This window comes from Cyclobacterium jeungdonense (genome assembly GCF_010994275.1).
Classification (GTDB): Bacteria; Bacteroidota; Bacteroidia; order Cytophagales; family Cyclobacteriaceae; genus Cyclobacterium; species Cyclobacterium jeungdonense.
Window position 1 is genome coordinate 1030313 of the sequence record NZ_WMCD01000001.1, and the last position, 19734, is coordinate 1050046.

General features: G+C 43.6%; 14 protein-coding genes. 5 read left to right on the forward strand and 9 right to left on the reverse strand.

Annotation, left to right across the window (positions count from 1 at the left end; translation table 11 throughout):
* Positions 1-126: 126 nt before the first annotated feature.
* The gene (locus GKS34_RS03990; RefSeq protein ID WP_163383492.1) at positions 127-744 is read left to right on the forward strand and encodes a deoxynucleoside kinase; all 618 of its coding nucleotides are present in this window, start codon (positions 127-129) and stop codon (positions 742-744) included.
* Here GKS34_RS03990 and GKS34_RS03995 read toward each other — a convergent pair whose 3' ends face one another.
* The gene (locus tag GKS34_RS03995; protein ID WP_163383493.1) at positions 745-1389 is read right to left on the reverse strand and encodes a DUF7255 family protein; all 645 of its coding nucleotides are present in this window, start codon (positions 1387-1389) and stop codon (positions 745-747) included.
* A 459-nt stretch (positions 1390-1848) separates the two neighbouring features.
* Between GKS34_RS03995 and GKS34_RS04000 the strand changes: the two genes are divergently transcribed.
* Positions 1849-2187, forward strand: a complete 339-nt coding sequence (locus GKS34_RS04000) for an Hpt domain-containing protein (protein WP_163383494.1) — start codon at positions 1849-1851, stop codon at positions 2185-2187.
* Between the two features lie 161 nt (positions 2188-2348).
* Entirely contained in the window at positions 2349-4040 is a 1692-nt protein-coding gene (ggt, locus tag GKS34_RS04005; protein ID WP_163383495.1) for a gamma-glutamyltransferase, read from the forward strand.
* A gap of 134 nt (positions 4041-4174) precedes the next feature.
* Here ggt and GKS34_RS04010 read toward each other — a convergent pair whose 3' ends face one another.
* Positions 4175-5965, reverse strand: coding sequence for an alpha-amylase family glycosyl hydrolase (locus GKS34_RS04010; RefSeq protein ID WP_240459186.1), 1791 nt, complete (start codon positions 5963-5965; stop codon positions 4175-4177).
* A 326-nt stretch (positions 5966-6291) separates the two neighbouring features.
* Here GKS34_RS04010 and GKS34_RS04015 point away from each other — a divergent pair, with 326 nt between their 5' ends.
* A complete protein-coding gene (locus tag GKS34_RS04015; RefSeq protein WP_163383496.1) occupies positions 6292-8034 on the forward strand; it encodes an ABC transporter ATP-binding protein in 1743 nt (580 codons plus the stop codon).
* Positions 8035-8185: 151 nt separating this feature from the next.
* Here GKS34_RS04015 and GKS34_RS04020 read toward each other — a convergent pair whose 3' ends face one another.
* The 3 genes from GKS34_RS04020 to GKS34_RS04030 are packed head-to-tail and all read right to left on the reverse strand — an operon-like array spanning position 8186 to position 11168.
* Positions 8186-9415 carry a protoporphyrinogen/coproporphyrinogen oxidase gene (locus GKS34_RS04020; protein ID WP_163383497.1) on the reverse strand — a complete coding sequence of 410 codons (1230 nt, stop codon included), beginning with the start codon at positions 9413-9415 and terminating at the stop codon, positions 8186-8188.
* Between the two features lie 31 nt (positions 9416-9446).
* Complete coding sequence (locus tag GKS34_RS04025; protein ID WP_205602014.1) at positions 9447-10796, reverse strand: DEAD/DEAH box helicase; 1350 nt, start codon at positions 10794-10796, stop codon at positions 9447-9449.
* Positions 10797-10808: 12 nt separating this feature from the next.
* Positions 10809-11168 (reverse strand): DoxX family protein, encoded by a 360-nt coding sequence (locus GKS34_RS04030; protein WP_317167954.1) that lies wholly within the window; start codon positions 11166-11168, stop codon positions 10809-10811.
* A gap of 34 nt (positions 11169-11202) precedes the next feature.
* Between GKS34_RS04030 and GKS34_RS04035 the strand changes: the two genes are divergently transcribed.
* The gene (locus GKS34_RS04035; RefSeq protein WP_163383498.1) at positions 11203-13074 is read left to right on the forward strand and encodes a gamma-glutamyltransferase family protein; all 1872 of its coding nucleotides are present in this window, start codon (positions 11203-11205) and stop codon (positions 13072-13074) included.
* Positions 13075-13109: 35 nt separating this feature from the next.
* Here the strand turns inward: GKS34_RS04035 and GKS34_RS04040 are convergent, their stop codons facing one another.
* The 4 genes from GKS34_RS04040 to GKS34_RS04055 are packed head-to-tail and all read right to left on the reverse strand — an operon-like array spanning position 13110 to position 19720.
* Positions 13110-13892 (reverse strand): M15 family peptidase, encoded by a 783-nt coding sequence (locus GKS34_RS04040; protein WP_163383499.1) that lies wholly within the window; start codon positions 13890-13892, stop codon positions 13110-13112.
* Positions 13893-13942: 50 nt separating this feature from the next.
* Positions 13943-15247: an ATP-binding protein gene (locus GKS34_RS04045; RefSeq protein ID WP_163383500.1), complete on the reverse strand. Its 1305-nt coding sequence runs from the start codon at positions 15245-15247 to the stop codon at positions 13943-13945.
* A gap of 42 nt (positions 15248-15289) precedes the next feature.
* A complete protein-coding gene (locus GKS34_RS04050) occupies positions 15290-16156 on the reverse strand; it encodes a tetratricopeptide repeat protein (RefSeq protein ID WP_163383501.1) in 867 nt (288 codons plus the stop codon).
* Between the two features lie 9 nt (positions 16157-16165).
* On the reverse strand, positions 16166-19720 hold the full coding sequence (locus tag GKS34_RS04055) for an eCIS core domain-containing protein (protein WP_163383502.1): 3555 nt from the start codon (positions 19718-19720) through the stop codon (positions 16166-16168).
* Between the last annotated feature and the right edge of the window lie 14 nt (positions 19721-19734).

A 19734-nucleotide genomic window follows, 5' to 3' on the forward strand; every position in this document is an offset into this window, starting at 1 on the left:
AGTATTCATTGAGGGTATGTTGAGTTATGATATGATTAGCAAATTTTCTAAAAAGGCTGTTTTAAAATTAAAAATAAATTTGAAATAAAGGGTAATTTCGCACCATTATTGAATTAAAACTTAAAAATGCATATCGCTATATCAGGAAATATTGGAAGTGGAAAAACTACTTTGGTAAAAAAATTGTCGGGACATTATGGCTGGAAAGCCGAATTTGAGTCCGTGGAAGATAACCCTTATCTGGTAGATTTTTATGAAGACATGCGTAAATGGGCTTTCCACTTGCAGGTCTATTTCCTGCACAGCCGATTCAATCAGGTCAAAAGAATACAAGAAAGCCCGCTTTCTACCATTCAGGATAGGACTATCTATGAAGATGCACATATTTTTGCCGCCAACCTGCACGAGACCGAACTGATTTCCAATAGAGATTATAAAAATTACCTGGAGTTGTATCAGTCTATGGAAAAATTTATTAGTCCACCGGATTTATTGATTTATTTGAAAGCGGACATTCCTAAATTGGTAGATCAAATTGAAAAAAGGGGGCGAAATTACGAAAGAAGCATACAGATAGCTTACCTGAAAAGCCTCAATGATCATTACGAAAAATGGATTGGAGGGTACAAGCATGGAAAACTACTGGTAGTCGACGTCAACACCTTGAATTTTGCAGAAAACTGGGATCATTTTTCAGAAATAGTGAGCAGGATCGACCGTGAATTGTTTGGTCTGTTCCCCTGATCAGTTCATTTTTCTAATCAACCAGGTACCGATTGCCTGCAAGGCAGCCTCATTAGGTTGAAGCAGTAGCTTATCTATTCGTTGAAGACGACCGCCTATCATTAGGTTTTCGTAGGCAGGAATGCGGATTAGCCGATAACCCTGCAACCGGGATATCAAATCGTATTGCAAATCGTTGTAGGCAGTTAGTTTCCAACCGGGTGATCCGTTTCCAGTCAGGATCCCGGGTTCCTCTCCTGTTCCAAAACAGTTGGATGCAAGTGGTGGCCCAGTCCAAACCCTTTCCTGCAAACCAGAAAGTAGGCATTCCCGTTCGTGGGAACGACACATGCGAAGGTAGCCGGAATGCCAGGAGAATTGAAATACACGGTACAGTTCCGATTTTAAGGTGTTCTGGCGATACCGATTAAAGTGGTTGGTATCATCGTATATCAATAAATGCTGACCTACTTTGACGGGCACTTTTAATTGACGTAAAACAGGGGATTCTCCCCGACCCTGGAGTCCCCGATAAGCTTCTTTTAGTAGTTCCTCCCCTTTCCCCTCAAGAAGCGCTGGTTTCACCGGAACTTGAAAATCTATTTCATGGTCCTTTTCGGCAGCAACCAATGACTGAACTAAGCGTGAAATTTTTAATTGATGCATAACTCAAAAGGTAATAAAAATCCCATTTTCAAAAATTCACGGCTGATTATTTTCGATTCTTTCTTTCAAATTTCCCTTCGAACCTGGAAAGGTGGTTTTTGAAGACATGTCTATCCCAATCAAAACCATGATAATCATAAAAATTAATCCAAAAATGAGGAATATCCATTTATTTCTATTCATTGAATAACGATTTGAACGCTGCTCTTGTTAAAACTTCTGATCTACAAAATAGTTCCAAAGCAAATACAAAATTAGTGTTTTTGAACACTTGAATTCATTGCTTCCCTGAAAATTTTAATCGTCGCCTTAATGCCAACCATGATTTTTTTTTTAAATTTATTAATCTTTTACCCCGTCAATACATCTATTGAGTACTAATATTTCGTTTATCTAGTGGTAGATTACCAGTTTTATATTTATTTATCTCCTTTTCCTTACTGTCAATAGCCTGATTATATGTACAAACAGATCAAACCGGACATGATCTATCATTATTTTGATCAGGACCTCGAACTGATATACGAAATAATTGAATTGGTCATTGATCTGAATATTCAGGATTTAAAAAACCTGATGCCTTTGTACGATTTAGGAGAAACAACGGCGATCAAACAAAAATTTCACAAGACCAAACCTGTTTTTGGATTTTTAGGAGCTACCGGGATTAATGAACATATTGAAAAAATTGAGGCGGATATCCCCGGCCTTTTTCCGGTTTATTACCAGGAACTGCTTAAAAAACTCTTCGAGCTTGAAGATGATTTACATTCTTTTTTAAAGAAAATTCATCACTAGAATTGCTGGTGAAATTATTTGTTGAATTTTCCGATTTTTCGGAAGTTTTTAATAATTTGGTATCGAAATTCACCCAAAAGACCTTTTCTATTTCTTATTTTCTGCATTCAGTGCAGATTTTTACCTATAACAGATCAAACCACTAACTAATTACTATGAAAATGAAATTTGTAAAATCGGCAACCTGGCTATTCGTAATTATCCTTGGCTTTGGTATTTCCTGCCAACCTAAAGAAAAAGCCGTCGGACTGTTGTCTTCCAATGCGATGGTAGTTTCTGCGCACCCCCTGGCATCAGAAGTAGGAAAGGATATTTTGCAACAAGGAGGCAACGCCATTGATGCTGCTATTGCAGTCCATATGGCGTTGGCGGTAGTATACCCTCAGGCAGGGAATATTGGAGGTGGAGGATTTATGGTTATTCGTGAGGATAACGGGGCCTATCATTCCCTGGATTACCGTGAGAAAGCTCCCCTGGCAGCAGGAAGGGATATGTACCTGGATGAAAACGGGGATGCGCTACCCGAAAAAAGTCAAAACGGACACCTTGCCTCTGGCGTACCCGGAACCGTGGATGGAATGGTGAAAGCGCATGAAAAATTGGGTTCCATGGAATGGAGCCGGTTGATAAATCCTGCCATAAAATTGGCCGAAGAAGGGTTCGAATTGACAGAAAATGAGGCCGCCTATTTTACCCGAGCATCTGAAAATCTAAAAAAATATTCCTCGGTTGATCCCGTCCATTTTACCGGAAAGGAATGGAAAGCCGGTAACCTTTTTGTCCAAGCCCAACTGGCCACTACTCTGAAACTCATTCGGGATCAAGGAAGGGCAGGATTTTACTCTGGTTCAGTGGCAGATTTTATTGTAGCTGAAATGGAAAGAGGGGGGGGAATCATCAGTCTGGAAGACTTGGAAAAATACGAAAGCACTTGGAGGAAGCCATTGGTAGGTGATTACAAAGAGGCAACCATCATCACCATGGGGCCTCCTAGTAGCGGTGGGCTGATACTTCTCCAGATGTTGGGTATCCTGGAAGACTATCCCATTTCCAATCAAAAGGATGCCTATGCAGACTACCTTCATTTGAAAACTGAAATGGAAAGGAGAATATTTGCAGACCGGGCAGCCTATATGGGCGATGCGGATTTTTTCCCGGTACCTGTAGCTGAGTTGTTGGACAAAGACTACCTTTCTCAACGATTTACCAACTTTGATTCTGAATCTGCCACTCCCTCAGATCTAATCATGGAAGGAAACATTTTGTCCATGAGTGAGGAGACCACCCATTTTTCCATCGTGGATGAACAAGGTAACGCCGTTTCTTGTACCACTACTTTGAACGGCGGCATGGGTTCTAAGGTCTTGGTAGACGGGGCGGGATTTATCCTCAATAACGAAATGGATGATTTTTCCATCAAACCTGGATTCCCCAATATGTTCGGCGTCCTGGGTGGTGAAGCCAATAAAATAGAGCCTGAAAAGCGAATGCTGAGTTCCATGACTCCTACTATTCTGGAAAAAAATGGGGAATTGTTTATGGTAGTAGGCACCCCCGGAGGATCGACCATTCCTACATCTGTCTTTCAGGCCATCGTCAATGTAATTGAATTTGACATGAACATGCAGGAAGCAGTTAATGAAAAAAGATTTCATAGTCAATGGAAACCCGATGTAATATCCTATGAAAAGGGGTTTGAAGGAAAGGAAATTCTGGAGTTATTACAAACCAAAGGACATGAACTCAGCGAACGAGGTGGAATTGGACGGGTGGATGCCATTTTGGTAAGAGAAGACGGTAAACTTGAAGGCGCCGCAGATCCCAGAGGAATGGATGCAGCTTCAGGCTTTTAATAAAAAGACAAAAGTAGCTTGGAGTATCAAGAATATACCATCTACAATAATATCAAAATTGCAGGTACTACCATTAGGGATTACATCAAAAAATAAACTTAGAGAACCGTCTTCTATCTTATTGAGGTCAATTTTTACCTGGCCAGAATAATTCCACCATACGAGGGGATATCGACCAGAATCGAGAATGGTTTGCTGTCAAAACCTTCCTGTTCCTTCACTACTACTAAATCGACTTCCGAAAAATCCTCATCGTAGCCTTTCCAACCACTGTTAAAAATCACTTGCCAATCGCCAGACGCCTCCATGGCAATGCGATAACCTCGAATCAATTCGTGGGAAAAGTTTAAAATAGAAATTACAGGTTGATCTGGTATAGCTGAATGAACCCGGGCATAAACGAGGACCAGGTTGTCTTCGTTATAATGAAGGATTTTTGTACCAGAACCGGTAAGCCCCTTGGACCTGCCATTTTCGGCTTTTCTAAGGCGTATCAGGTCTCGATACATTTTGTTTATGCCATTAAAATTTTTTATCATTTCCCAGTCAAGGGGCGTAACATCATCAAATTTGCCAAAGGATAAAAATTCCTGACCTTGAAAAATCATGGGTATTCCCGGAGCTGTGAACAGGGTAATAGCACCCAAGGTAGATTTTTTCTTGGCAAATTCACCATCTGCCTCCCCTGCCTGAATTTCCTCCGGTAACCTGGAAGCACCATTGGCAACTTGATCATGTGATTCCGTAAATATGATCCTCTGAAATACATCATTATTAAATGTTTCAAATACGGAATCCACCACTGATTGAAGGTTTCTTTGCTCATCGCTCCTTTCGGTCAATACATTTCTGAGGGAGTGCACAAATCCTACCCCCCACTGACTGTGAAATCCAAGACCATTTGAATTGAGAGGAGCCGTTACGACCGGATCTGCCTTTAGATCTTCTGCAATGAGAATCTTCTGAGGAAATTTTTCTCTTAGTTCAGTATTTAGATCCCTTAAGAAATTAAAACCTTCCTCGAGTAAAACGTTCTCTGTATTTTCATATCCGTTTATCAGCCTGATGATGGCCGTAGCATCAAGACGCAGTCCGTCACATTGGTAAGCTTCCAACCACATCATGGCATTGTCTCTAAGGAAAACCCGAACTTCTTTCCTTCCATAGTCAGGCCTGTTTTCACCCCAGGGAGTTTTCGCCCTATAATCATTATAAAAATATATTCCACCCAAGCCGTTTTCTTCCCACCCATCAAATTGCCACAAATCTGTTTCCGATGGTCCAAAATGATTGTAAACGACATCCATAATTACAGCGATTCCTCTGATATGCGCTTCAAATATAAAATGTTTAAGTCCTTCCGGCCCACCATAGGAGGTTTCAACAGCAAAAGGTTGTGAAGGATTATAGCCCCAGGAGTTGTCTCCAGGAAACTCCATAAGAGGCATGAGTTCAATGGCATTAATTCCCAGGTCTTTCAAATAATCCAATTTTTCTACCGCCGTATAAAGATTGCCAACTTGTCCATTTTCTACACCATTTCTGTTAAAAGTTCCTACATGCATTTCATTAATTACCAGCTCATTAAATGAGCAAGTATGGAATTCATGATCTTCCCAATCTTTATACAGATCGATGATGATCCCATTTCCATTGCTGTGGTTCATTTTTTTGGCATAGGGATCATTTCGGTAAAATACTTTCTCCCCATTGGTTATAATGAATTTATATTCGTCTCCCTCTTGTGCGTTCTTCACATGGACGGCCCAATAACCATCCCCTTCCTGGTTAAGCAAAAGCGAAGTGTCATCCCAGTCGTTAAAGGATCCCATGAGGCAAACTTTGTTCGCGTTTGGAGCCCATACCCGGAAAGTGACTCCTTCCGGTCCTACAATAGCACCCATCCCATTAAGGACTTTTTCCATATTTAATAGCTAAATTTCAGGAAAAGTATTGATAAAAAATAAATTTGCAATAGCTGGAATTAAAAATTTGATAAAACACGGTATAATTGATTCATATTGAATGATTATTTTATGGGAAGCATTGGTAACCGTCTATTTGCTGAACTGCTAAGGGACACGAAAGATTAAACAATTACCCATTTAACCAATTTTGAATACTCAAAAATTGATCTTCCTAATCCACTCTATATTTGAAACGAAAACAACAAGAATAACCAAATAAATCAATCGCCCTAACAATAAGACCTGATAAATCAGTAAATTTCGGATCAATTGGAAATCAACCTATGAAAAAACCCGCAGGTAATGTCAGTTTAAAAAACGTATTCAAAACCATTATTTGGCCGCGAAGAAAGTTCGTTTTTATAGGCTTAGTACTAATCGTTATCAGCAGACTATCTGGGCTGGTGTTGCCCTATGCCAGTAAATACCTGGTAGATGAGGTGATTCCTTCAAATAATTTTGACCTGTTAAAGTGGTTGATTTTGGCGGTTACGATCGCCGTGACCCTTCAGGCAGTCACCTCGTACGGACTTACGCAGATACTGAGTGTTGAGGCTCAGAATTTGATTGCCAAATTGCGCACCCAGGTGCAGGCGCATATCATCCGCCTTCCCATTCGCTTTTTTGACAATGCAAAAACCGGCGAACTCGTCTCCCGGGTTATGACCGATGTAGAAGGAGTTCGAAATCTGGTTGGCACCGGTCTGGCCCAGATGGTTGGTGGGATTTTAACCTCTGTGATCAGCCTGGTATTACTGATTTACATTAGTCCAAAAATGACGCTATACGTACTCCTCCCGGTTATTATTTTTGGCGTCATCTCTCTTAAAGCTTTTGGTAAGATTCGCCCTATTTTTAGGGAGCGGGGGAAAATAAACGCGGAGGTAACGGGAAGATTGACCGAAACCCTGGGAGGCATCCGTGTCATCAAAGGCTTTAATGCCGAAAAGCAGGAGACAGCCATTTTTGAGGCGGGGGCACATCGCCTTTTTTTGAATGTCAAAAGTAGCCTTACCGCCACCAGCGTGGTTACCAGTTCGGCTACATTTCTTTTGGGACTGGCATCTGCCGGAATTATGGGCATCGGGGGCTACATGATCATGGAAGAACAACTTACATTCGGAGATTTTCTGGCATTTACCCTACTCCTTGGATTTATGATAGCGCCGATTCTCCAAATGAGCAATATTGGCAGCCAGCTTACCGAAGCTTTTGCCGGATTGGACCGTACAGAAGAACTGATGAATTTGCCTTTGGAGGCCGATCCCATCAATCGAAACATTCAATTACCGAAGATTGAGGGGAAAGTTGTATTTCGGGATGTGCATTTTGGTTATGAACCTGGAAACGAAGTAATTAGGGGAATTGATTTTGAAGCCGCACCCGGATCGGTTACCGCGTTGGTCGGAAGTTCCGGTTCCGGAAAAACGACCATTTCGGGATTACTGGCTTCTTTTCTTGTACCCACCGAAGGCCTTGTAACAGTGGACGGCCAGGACCTCAGCAAGGTAGATTTGAATTCATACCGTAGCCAGTTAGGTGTGGTGCTGCAGGATGACTTTTTGTTTGAAGGTACGATTCGGGAAAACATCCGTTTTCCACGACCTGAAGCCTCAGAGGAAGCCTTTCAGGAAGCGGTCACCTCTGCCTATGTCAATCAATTTACCGATCAATTTGAAAAAGGTCTGGACACCATCATCGGGGAACGGGGCGTCAAGCTTTCAGGTGGGCAACGGCAGCGTTTGGCCATTGCACGCGCTATATTAGCTGACCCTAGAATTTTAATTCTGGACGAAGCTACCAGTAATCTGGATGCCGAAAGTGAAAACTACATCCAATCTAGTCTAAAGCGTTTGATGAGAGGGAGAACCACCTTTGTCATTGCGCACCGCCTAAGCACCATTCGGCAAGCAGATCAGATTTTGGTTGTTGAAAAAGGTAAAATTGTGGAAAGAGGCAAACACGAAGAACTGATTGCATCGCAAGGAAGGTACTTCGATCTGTATACCTTTCAGGCCAGAATCTAATTACCTATTTGAATTAAATACGCCTGGTCAAATCATGAACAGTGAAATAAGCGGGTATTATGCATCGTTTCAAGTTTTAAAGAACTACCAGGTTACCAGTAGCGGTCGGTCATGGCTACCTTACCCTTTTTCAGTCAGCTCGCCGCAACTATTAATCTCCGGCTATAACTGCCTCTGCTGCTAACCTACCTGAAGTCATGGCAGCATTAATGGAGCCATTCAGCATGTAATCCCCAGCCAGGTGAACGTGGTCATACAATTTGGTATGCTGATACGGCATCCAGTTTTTTAAATCTTTGATTTGCGGCAAAGCCTTGGAAATAGTATAGGTTTTTACATGCTTGAAATAGCTGGCCTTAATTCCGGAAAGCACTTGCAACTCCAATGCGATCAGTTCTTCCAGATTTTCAAGCTCCTCCACATTTTTGACGACAGAAACGGATAACAAGGCTCGTCCATCACTGGCGTAGTGCGGACTAACATCCGTCATGAAGGTCAGGTTATTAATCAAGAACTTTTCATCTGTAACCAGGCCAATCATGGCTTTGCCAATAAAGGAATGCTGCAAGGTGAAATACAGATTGGTTACCTGATGAAACTCAGCTTCACCTTGTCCTGTCAATTTATTATGTGTGGTGGCAAGGATAATATCATCGGCAGTAATGGTATTTCCATCTGCTAATTCGATCTGATTCTTCTTTAACCCAGCCACTGTTGTATTAAATCGAATTTGGGTATGTTCCAGATTTTCAAACAGTTGCTGGGCAACCTGTCCCATTCCCTTGGCGGGAACAGCGGCATGGCCTTCTGCAAACATTTTAAACACAAATTCAAACATCCTTGACGAAGTAGCCAGGGAGGTTTCCAGAAAAATTCCTTTGAAAAAGGGAGCAAAGAAGTTCTCAATGATTTTTTTTGAGAATCCTAATTTGTTTAAATATTCAAGTGTAGTAGTTTGGGGGGAGGTAAAAATGGTATCTATTTGCTTCTCTTTTAGATTCTTGATCAAAGTGAATAATTTCACTTTATCCCAAAGGCTCCCGATGTTGGAAAATGCCATCGAAAAACCCTTGAGCGGATTCCGTAGCGGGTCATGGATAGCAAACGTAGCATCAGGTCTAAAGATGACGGCCCCAGGTTTAAACTTTTTTAACTCCAGCTTATCCAAATCCAGGTAACGGTGAATTTCGGGATAGGCTGTGAGTAACACCTGAAAACCCTGATCCAGCAAATAACCGTCGACTTCATCTGTTTTGATCCTGCCGCCTATCCGATCTTCTGCTTCCAGAATGACCGGATAGTAACCCGCTTTTTCAAGCTCAATAGCGGCTACCAATCCTGAAATTCCAGCTCCTATGATGTAGATGCTTTTGTCGTTCATGGGTATTTGTATTTAGATTTAGGTAATCGCTTTATTCACCTTTAATATTCTTCCGCTTTCGAAATTTTCCGTCTTGCGGGGAAGGGTTTTCGGGTTCCTTTCTTTCGCCTTCAGACGAAGCATTTCCCACTGCCTGAGAAGGGTTATCCCTGAATTTCCGTTTGGATTTTTTGGGATAACCTTTTGGTTTTCCTCCACCCTTCGGTTTTCCTCCACCACCAGATTTTCGGGATGGGGCACTTTTTAGATCCGGCCCCTGTCCGATGTCTTCCGGGTTAGGAACTACCTCAATTTCCAAGCCAATCAGGTTTTCTATGTCCCTGTATTTGTACCTGTCTTTTTCATTAACAAAGGTGACTGCTTTTCCTTTCTTTTCAGCCCTGGCTGTCCTTCCGACCCGGTGAACATAATCTTCCGGATCATTCGGTGTATCAAAATTAATGACCATTTCGATATCTTCCACATCTATTCCCCGGGAAAGAATATCCGTTGCTACCAGAATTTTTAGGGATTTGTTTTTGAAAGAAGACATGATCTGCTCCCGCTCCGACTGATCCAGGTCGGCATGAAACGCCTCCACCTGAAATTCTTTACGAAGGGTTTTGAACAAGGACTTAACCTTATCTTTGGTGGAACAGAAAATGATAACTGCCTGTAAGTCCTGAGACCTCAGGATCTGTCGAACCAATTCCTCTTTTTGATTATCATAAACATGATAAACATATTGGCTCACGCCTTTTGCCGTTTTCCCGAGGGCGATGGAAATCTGCTCTGGGTCCTGGAGTATTTGCTGCGAGAATTTCCGGATTTTTGACGGCATGGTAGCAGAAAACAATAACGTCTGTCTTTTCTTGGGCAAATGTTGAATAATGGTGAGGATGTCTTCCGAAAACCCCATATCCAACATCCGGTCCGCTTCGTCAAGAATTAAATGTTCCAGGGCGTCGAATTTTACTTTTCCTCCTGCCAGCAGGGCAATTAACCGTCCAGGTGTGGCCACCACAATTTCCGCACCCAATTCCAGGGCCTTTCGTTGTTGCTCCCAGGTATTACCGTCGCCTCCCCCATAAATAGGAATGGAGCTAATGCCCAAAAAATAAGCCAGCCCCTGAATTTGTTGGTCTATTTGAATGGCCAACTCTCGGGTAGGCGCAATAATCAATACCTTTACCCCTTTTTTTTGGCTTTGACTGATTTGGTTCAGGACAGGTAAAATAAATGCAGCCGTTTTCCCTGTTCCGGTTTGAGCTGTTGCTATTAGATCCTTCCCCTGAAGGATCAAGGGAATGGCTTGCTCCTGTATGGGTGTTGGTTTTTCAAAACCCATGGCGTCCAAACCTTCCTGGAGCTCGGAAACAAAATTAAATTCACTAAAGGTCAAATTTTCTAAATTTTAAGTGTACAAATAGGCCCAGCCTATCAATACTAGTTGCATCGGTAGCCGAAGCAATAACAACCATTTCGGAAGTCCTTTGTTCTTCTTTTGATACATGTACAGATTGGCCGGAAATACCGCAATCAATAACAGGATGATTCCGTAGGCAGCTGTTGAACGGGTAGATTCGAAAATCAAGCCCAATCCCAATACCACTTCCGCTACTCCTGCCATTCTGTTTACAAGTCTAGGAGCCGGAATGTAGGGCGGTATGATACTGATATACAACCTCGACTTCACAAAATGCATGAAGCCGGCGATTATATAAAAAATTGCCATTACATAAAGAAAAGCTTCATCCATAAAAATTAATTGCATAAATTTCTTTATTCAATAAAATTAGGACTTCCAAATGGTAATACAAAAAATTAACCGTCTATTACTGTATTTATTTTACATTATCCTTTTTTGGGCGATAAGTTTTCAGCCAGTTTTGGGGCAAGGAACTCAAAAACCAGTATTGCACGGGAAGCATTGGATGGCCATTACCGGAAAACCATTAGGAGCTACTGCAGGGGCGATGATCTTTCAAAAGGGAGGAAATGCAGTAGATGCTGCTTGTGCCATGCTGGCAGCTACCTGCACCATGTGGGATGTGTTAAGCTGGGGTGGTGAAACTCAGGCATTGATATACAATCCCCACACGAAAGAAGTAGTGGGAATCAATGCGTTGGGAGTGGCCCCCACCGGTGCTACAGCGGCATTTTTTAAAGATCAGGGACTTAAATTCCCTCCAAGCTTCGGAACACAGGCAGCGGTTACTCCCGGCACTCCGGGAGGCCTGATCACGATGCTTTCCCGGTATGGGAAATTAAGCCTGAAAGAGGTTTTGGAACCTGCCATTGAAATGGCCCGCGGCTACCCCATAGAGGCACAGACGGCTAATGCCATTGAAAACGATAAAGAAATGATCAAACAATGGCCTTATTCCAGGGAAGTATTCTTGCCCCACCTGGGTGAGGAACGGGAAGCCCCTTACCCGGGTGAAGTATTTTCGCAACCTGATTTGCTAGCTACTCTTGAAAAATTGGTCGCTACTGAAAGCGAAGCTTTGCAACAAGGGAAATCAAGAGAAGAAGCATTACAAGCTGCATACGATCGGTTCTATACCGGGGATATCGCAGCCGAACTGGTGAGAGGTGTAAAGGAACAAGGAGGGCTGATTACCTTGGATGATTTGGCCAATTGGAGCGTAAAAATTGAAAAACCTCTGCAAACCTCCTACAAAGGAATCGACGTTTACAAACTGAAGGAATGGACTCAGGGGCCGGCATTGCTCCAAAGTCTGAACATACTTGAAAATTTTGACCTAAAGGGTATGGGCTACAATTCATCCCGCTACATCCACACCTTGTATCAGGCAATGAACCTTGCCTTTGCTGACCGGGATTTTTACTATGGGGATCCTGACTTTGCTCCAAAAAGCCCGATGGAAGGACTTCTTTCCAAAGAATATGCCAAAGAGCGGTCCCAATTGATTACCGAAATGAACAATCCCTGGACCAATCCGGGAAACCCTTATCCCTATCAGGGAGAGAACAATCCCTATGCCGACCAATTGGAAAATTATAGTAAAAATTATTTTCGCTATAGTGAAGATGCTGATGGCGAAGTGAGCGATAGTTTTCTGGAGGATTTCACAGCTGGAACAACCTCCATTGTAGCAACAGATAAGGAAGGCTGGGTGGTTTCCGTTACTCCCAGTGGAGGGTGGATTCCGGCCGTTATTGCTGGGAAAACAGGTATCGGACTCAGTCAGCGCATGCAAAGTTTTGTATTGGACAAAGAAGTAAACCCCTTTAACGTGGTAGCGCCCGGTAAAAGGCCCCGGGTCACGCTCACTCCTTCACTGGCACTAAAAGAAGGCAAGCCAATGCTTGCTTTTGCGGTACAGGGAGGAGATACGCAAGATCAAAACCTACTTCAGTTTTTCCTCAACATCGTGGAATTTGGCATGAACGTTCAGGAAGCCACCGAAGCTGCCAATATGAACAGTTACCAAATGCAGGCTGCTTTTGGCAACCATGAAATCAAGCCGGGGGCCATGACCCTATCCTCCGAAACGCCCCCCTGGGTAAGGAAGGATCTCCGGCAAATGGGATATGCCATTGATTTCAGGGAAAGGACCTCAGGACCTATCAATGCCATTTGGATGGACTGGAAACACGGAACCTTTTGGGGAGGAGCCAGTAACCACGGAGAAGATTACGGTATAGGCTGGTGATTTGATCATCCCAGTGTCCATTAATAGGCGGCTTCTTACAATTCCGCTGCCTGTATATGCATCCAGTCAAAATTCCTACGCCTTCCCAGACTTACCCAGCCCTCTTCTTCCCAACAACGCCACCATTCATTGTAAATCGGGTGAGCAAATGCAGCATGGTCCCTACCCCATCTCAGTCTATTTCTGTCGGGATCAAAATCGACCGCGATTCCCCAGGAGTGTGTCGACCACTGGGTTCCCCCCCGCATCAAACGGTTGTTATAAGAACCTCCAAAGTAATTCAGTCGAAGGGAATTGATATCATTTTCGCCGTATGTGTTTCGCACATTCTCCAAAACCTTCGTCAGACTTTCTGCCACTTTACGATGACAAGTAATTTTGCGGGCTCTTAATCGGAGATCCCATGCAATTTTAAGTTCGTAGGGCGCGTCAATGGTAATCAGATTTTCGCCACGTCTACCGTAGAACTCATGAAACTCCGGGCTGTTTTGCCTGGGCCAACGATTGGCTGGTACGATTTCCTCAGGTCTCCATGCGGATCTTCTTCGGCCGTGTTGATATAAAAAAACCAGTTCTTCAAAAGCAAACTGGGTTTGGGTCCCCCACAGGCCATCAACAGCTCCTGCCTCTATGCCTTTTTCATTGGCTCCCAATTGAATGATGGCTGCAATTTTTCTGGTATTGGGAAGCTGGGGATTCATTCCCTCAATCTTATGTATAGCTGCCAGGGTTTCAGGCCCCAGAATACCATCAATTTCACCCTGATAAAGTCCTTTTTCTGCTAGTAGTCGCTGGACTACAATGATTTTTTCTTTCATAATATGATCTACCTATTTTAAAACAATATAGGCTTATTCCGGAATAAATCTTAATGAATTTTACCTTCTTTTTGTATTTCATTCCGAATGCACTGCATCAATATATCTTCCTTAATATAAGGATTTCCTGCAGCCAATGTTTTTAATCCAACTTGTTGAACAATGTTGACAATATTTGCTCCCGTTAAAGGATATTTTTTCGCCAGATCTTCTATTTGCAGGGATTTCTCTAAAGCGATGGAGGAAGGTAGGTTTTTTTTCCATAGCGTAGCTCGCTCCCTGGCACCTGGAGCTTCAAAATCGATAATGGATTGAAATCTTCGGGTAAAGGCGGTATCCAGGTTACTTTTAAAATTGGAGGCTAAAATGACCATTCCTGCATGCTGCTCTATGCGCTGAAGTAAATAAGCAACTTCCTGATTGGCGTATTTATCGTGGGCATCCCGAACGTTGGTCCTCTTTCCAAATAACGCATCTGCTTCATCAAAAAATAGAATCCAGTTTTTCCCGGAGGCTTTCTCGAACAAGCGCGATAGGTTTTTTTCGGTTTCCCCTATGTATTTGGAAACCATTAACGAAAGGTCGATACGGTACACTTCTTTTCCGGTAAATTTTCCCAGAAGACCGGCAGTCAGGGTTTTGCCCGTTCCTGGAGGACCAAAAAACATAACTCGATAACCTGGTTTGACCCTTTTCTTCAGGCTCCAACTTTCCATCAATTGCTCGTTATAACTTAGCCAATCCTCCAGTCCCTTGATTTGGATCAAGGTTTTTTCGGACAAAACCAGGTCTTCCCAATCCAGATCCGTCTGAATGCGTTCGGCAGGAAATCCCGTGCTGGGTTTCGGATCTCTTACCTTTTCGAGCAAAAGCTGATCGGCAAACTCCCCTTCCAGCATTAAGGGACCGGCATAAAAAGGTTCTTCAGCAGCCGTATTTCCAAGGCTCACATGATGATGGATAAAAAGAGGGGATTCCTGAAAAATGGAAAGGTATTTCTTACGGGTCAGGGGATCTTTTCCTGCCAGCAAATACAGCAAAGTTTCTCCAGTAGGTATAATACCCCGATGGTGTTTACTTTTATATCCCCCAAATTCTGGGAAATCTGCTCCTTCAGGAAAATAAGAATGAATGGTCCTACTTAGAAAGCCCGGGTCCAGATAGGGAGCAAGGGCCAGAGCAAGTAAAAGCAGATCCTGGTCTTTGATCCCCAATTCTTTGATGGTTTTCCCAAGAAATTGGTTTGGATCAAATGAAAGCTCCATTTGTGGTTTAAGCAGGGTTTTGGTCTTACCCATATCGTGATCCAGGCGACTTTTTATCACCAATTGCAAAAATTCCAGTAATTCCCTCATACGAAAATCCGGTTTATTAAAAATACACAGACAGTACGCCTTTCATTGGTTTGAATCCAACATCTGCTTGTAACGCAAAGCTTTAGGAAAATCAGGCTTGATAGCCAGGGCTTTTTCCAGCCAGGTGGTCGCCTTATCCATGTTTCCTTTGCCTAAGTATACAACCGCCAGTTCGGTCATTATCTGATGATTTTCGGGATCCATTCGAAGTATCATCTCCAACTGCCTGATCCCTTCTTCCCAGTCTCCCATGGCCAGGTAGTTAATAGCGAGATGCTGCCTGCTTTCCACTTCATCCGGGTTCTCTGCCAAGGCCATTTTAAAGGCTTTTTGGGCCATACCGAAGTTTTTAAGTTGGTATTCGCATTGCCCGATCATTCGCCAAGCCAGCGCATCCCCATCTGAGACTTCAATTCTGTGCAGGTTTTTCAAGGCTTTTTCCCAGTCCTTTATTTGCATATACACCTTGGCCAGTTCGATGGCATACGTATTGTCTGGCACTACTTCCATCAATTCCTTCCAAATGACAATGGCCTTTTTTAAATCTCCGGTGTGTGTGGCCAGGTGAGCCAGGCTGACACGGGCACTTTTGTGATCAGGGTCTAGTTTTAAGGCTTGTTTATAACGCATAGCCGCATCCTCGTACATGCCCATCATGGCGAGCGAATGACCGCCATTGACCAGAAAGTGAGGCTTCTTTTCTATGCTTTGGGCACTTTCAAAAAATTCAAGGGCTTTTTGAAAGTCTTTTTCCTGATGGTAATAAAGTCCCAGGTTATTCAATATCGAGGAATTTTTTGAATCTAATTCATAGGCCTGTTTGTAGCATTCCAAGGCCTTATCAAATTCCTTGTTTAAAAAATGGCTGGCCCCCTCATTGTTCAGTGCTATGGCTTTTTCCTTATCCATCCCCCCAATTTAAGCAAATAAATCGTCTTTAATATCCAAAGCCAGGCCTTTTGCCATATCGACTACGTCCAGATCTGGGTAGATGACTTCAATATCGTCAAAGGACATGTCAAAAGGCTCTCCTTCCCGATAATGTACCGGAAATACAATCCCAAATTGGATTCCGGGCCCCCACTCATAGGCTGCCAGATTGTGCCTCCAGGTTTCCGAAATAGACAGAAATCCGATTCCCAGACTGGCCCGGGCAAAGGCATTGATTTCGAAAATAAATTTCGGATTGACCGTAATCCTTCCACTGGCATCCAAGGCCAGCCCCGTCTGCGGGCTCCAATTGACATCTACTTCTGCCAGGGCCTCGCCTTCCAGACCAAGGGTACCGGTAAGTTCGATTCCTCCGGACAAGCTGGCTATGGCAATACTCACACCCAGCCCCAAATCTCCTCTAAGTGTAAGTCCCGCATCTGCTGGAATGGCAAACTCTCCATGACCAGCAACGGTGGTTTCCTCTTCCCGCTCAGGATTATAGGTGATTTCTGCTGACAGGTTTCGCAATTCACCCGGACCAAAACCAGCAGTGAAATCCAGTCCACCGCCAATTTGGGCTACCAGTCCAATACTTCTTGGCCCTAGTGGGATCGCAAACAAGGGAATTTCGATGGTAGGTACCCGAAAGAGGTTTCTATTAAATTCCCTTCTTCGAAAAACTTCATAGCTTTCGGAGGCCAGTCTGGCATTCACCTCAATTTCCCCGTTAGGTAACAAGCGTACACCGGCGGTGGCTGCCAACCAGGGAGTTAGCTGCAAGGTTAGTTCCCCTCCACCATATACCCGCATGCTTTCGTCAGGTTCACCCGCAGGTTGCCCGTCCTCTCCAATGGGACGGTTGGTAGCCCCCACTTCAACGGTACCACTTAACATTCCCCGGCTATAGGAAGCCGAGCCTTCAATGGTAAGCGCGCCGTTTTCGTAAGTTACGGCTAAGGAAGTGGTTATTCCTGGAATATCGGGTTGGGCGGTACCTGAAACAAAGACCTCATAGGTTTCGGCGCCCGCCGGTTTAGATACTCTTGCTTCGACGTTTCCTCCGGTTATTCCCGGTATATCACTGCTCAGGTCAAAATTTCCTCCAATAGAAAACCCCGCTTCCCCGTACTGTATATCCATGCTTCCACGCTCGATACCGGGGATGTCCAGTTCGGCCTCTCCGGAGGCCGAAAAGTTGTTTTCACTGTAAGAAGCAGTAATGGTAGCACTTTTTACTCCCCGGACTTTGCCTTCCGGAATACCAATCTCGCCGCCGATGGTCCAGGTGTTTTCTTTGTATTCCACGTTGATTTCTGCCGGATCAAACAGTTCTGAATCAAAATTAAAAGCACCCTCCAGCGCGAAACCGCCGGTTGTGGAAGCAGTTGCGCTGATATGCCCCTCTCCTACCTGGTTTATGGCAAAATCGGTTTGTCCTGTTAGCCCGAGCCCATTTTCAGAACTTGCAAAAATAGTAAGTGAGCTACCTGTGATTTCAAATGGAGAAGGAACGTTTATTTGGTCGAAAGGAAAAGTTTTGGAAACCCTAATTTCACCATTGGATATAAAAAATTCTATGGGGCTACCTTCAAAAATAGGAATATTCGGCATAATATGGCCATACGCCTCTATCCCATTGGGCATGAGTTCCAATTCGATGATTTCTACAGGACTTGCTTTTTTTATCCGTAGACCATATAAACTTGATTTAATGGATTGCTTTGTAACATAACCGGCGTATTTAGAACCCGGATATCTGGTAACCTCAAAAATCTTGTCTTCCGGCCATGGGTCCCAGATATTGTCAGAGGAGGGAATATTTACAGAAATGGAACCCAAATTAGGGGTATTTTCCACCCCATCTCCCAGAGTATTAAAATGTTTATTTACGATCCTAAATGGATTGCCCAACCAATTTCGTTCATCACTACCCACACTACTCTCTTCACCTGTCCAAACGAATCGTTTACCTAAACCTCCAGACTCATTAGGAAAAATTCGCACCTCTCCTTCATTTCCAATGTCAGAAAGGTTGCCCACTTCTATAGCATCCAGGTGTTCAGCTGTTTCTATTTGCCTTTTGGTCCAAAACTCGTTTTCTGTAATTTCATTATCTCCTCCATCCAAACTTTCTGCCTGTGTAAAAACCAGCGTGTAATTATTCTTAAAGTAACCATCCCCGCCTGGAAATTCACTACCATGTCGCTCTATGAAACTAGTTAACTTATCGGTAATCTGCCCCCTTATCGTAGATCCACTGGAACTATTTTTTGAGGAATCCAGCAATTCCATATTCGGAAGCGTATTCGGCCAGGTTTCCGTATTCCAGTTTGCTAATTGAAGTTCGACGATATGGTCTACATCAAAATTTCTGAAAGCCTTATTCTTTCCCCAAACCGGAGTAGTTAATTCCTGAGACACCGTGTCAATGTTCCCTATATAAGTTGGATTGACACTTCTCCCTGAAATTGCTGCTTTAAAAACATGCGTTGTTTCCGCGGTAGGTAGCGTATGGTGATGGTTTTCATACAAATCAATTAATTGATTTTTAATAGAAGTAGGATCAATCTCAGTCTTCCAAACCCCATCTCTTTGATTTGTTTTCCCTCTGGTATAATTATTTTTTCTTTTTAGCGGTGCTTTACTGGTGTACAAGGATCCCCGATGATCCAATAATTTAAATCCAGGTACTGGAATGGCATCAAAAGTAATCGTTTTGGCTCCATCGTCAAGAACGCCGGTTTCAGGCTGCATTTCCGGGGGATCCAGTTCTTCATCCCCTTCCTTTTGAATCATCTTCGGTTGAACCGAACTGCTTGCCCCCTGCTGAATCGTGTGCGTCAACTCATGAGCTAGCAAGTGTTGCCCGGATTGACTTGAAGGATTGTATTTACCTTCGTTAAAATAAATATCCCTTCCATGCGTAAAGGCCTGTGCACCCAGGTCTTGGCTCATTTGAACCGCCTGCGCATCGGTATGGACATTTACCTGGCTAAAATCCGCCCCAAAACCGCTTTCCATGCCTTTCCGTGTCGTTGGATCCATGGCCGATCCTCCGGATTTTTGGGAAATCTGTGATTCTAGATGGGTATTGATTTCCGAATCGGCATCTTCCTTCCTTTGAACCATCCCTGCACCCTGCTCTCCAGGGAAAGCATGCTCCCCGGGCAGGGCATCCCAATACACCTCTTCTTCCTGTTTTTGAAGCATTTCATCTTCCGGAGCAGGTTCTTCGTCCGCTTCTGAGCGGAATACTGGCGTCACATTGGCCGCAAGGGGCAGTGGTTGTATGTCAACTGCCGGGTGCGCCTTTTTTTGGACCTCATTCGCTGTTTTCTCCTGTGTTTGCAAGGAGTCAGTTTTTTCCTCCAGTTGGGATTCAGAAGATCTCTGAACTACTTGATCTGCCATGGCATCTGCCTCTTGCTCGTATTTGTCCCCGGGCTGCCCCACCTGAAGTTTTGCCTGGAAGAAATCACCACTCTGCTCCGCTGCGGGAGCGTGATTGGGCTTGCCTGATGTCCGTTGAAATACTTTCATGGCAGTACTAATTA

Bases quoted from the DNA above. Each gene is read 5' to 3' on its own strand.
- GKS34_RS03990 (WP_163383492.1), top strand. From the start codon at position 127: ATGCATATCGCTATATCAGGAAATATTGGAAGTGGAAAAACTACTTTG.
- GKS34_RS03995 (WP_163383493.1), bottom strand. From the start codon at position 1,389: ATGCATCAATTAAAAATTTCACGCTTAGTTCAGTCATTGGTTGCTGCC.
- GKS34_RS04000 (WP_163383494.1), top strand. From the start codon at position 1,849: ATGTACAAACAGATCAAACCGGACATGATCTATCATTATTTTGATCAG.
- ggt (WP_163383495.1), top strand. From the start codon at position 2,349: ATGAAATTTGTAAAATCGGCAACCTGGCTATTCGTAATTATCCTTGGC.
- GKS34_RS04010 (WP_240459186.1), bottom strand. From the start codon at position 5,965: ATGGAAAAAGTCCTTAATGGGATGGGTGCTATTGTAGGACCGGAAGGA.
- GKS34_RS04015 (WP_163383496.1), top strand. From the start codon at position 6,292: ATGAAAAAACCCGCAGGTAATGTCAGTTTAAAAAACGTATTCAAAACC.
- GKS34_RS04020 (WP_163383497.1), bottom strand. From the start codon at position 9,415: ATGAACGACAAAAGCATCTACATCATAGGAGCTGGAATTTCAGGATTG.
- GKS34_RS04030 (WP_317167954.1), bottom strand. From the start codon at position 11,168: ATGCAATTAATTTTTATGGATGAAGCTTTTCTTTATGTAATGGCAATT.
- GKS34_RS04035 (WP_163383498.1), top strand. From the start codon at position 11,203: ATGGTAATACAAAAAATTAACCGTCTATTACTGTATTTATTTTACATT.
- GKS34_RS04040 (WP_163383499.1), bottom strand. From the start codon at position 13,892: ATGAAAGAAAAAATCATTGTAGTCCAGCGACTACTAGCAGAAAAAGGA.
- GKS34_RS04045 (WP_163383500.1), bottom strand. From the start codon at position 15,247: ATGAGGGAATTACTGGAATTTTTGCAATTGGTGATAAAAAGTCGCCTG.
- GKS34_RS04050 (WP_163383501.1), bottom strand. From the start codon at position 16,156: ATGGATAAGGAAAAAGCCATAGCACTGAACAATGAGGGGGCCAGCCAT.
- GKS34_RS04055 (WP_163383502.1), bottom strand. From the start codon at position 19,720: ATGAAAGTATTTCAACGGACATCAGGCAAGCCCAATCACGCTCCCGCA.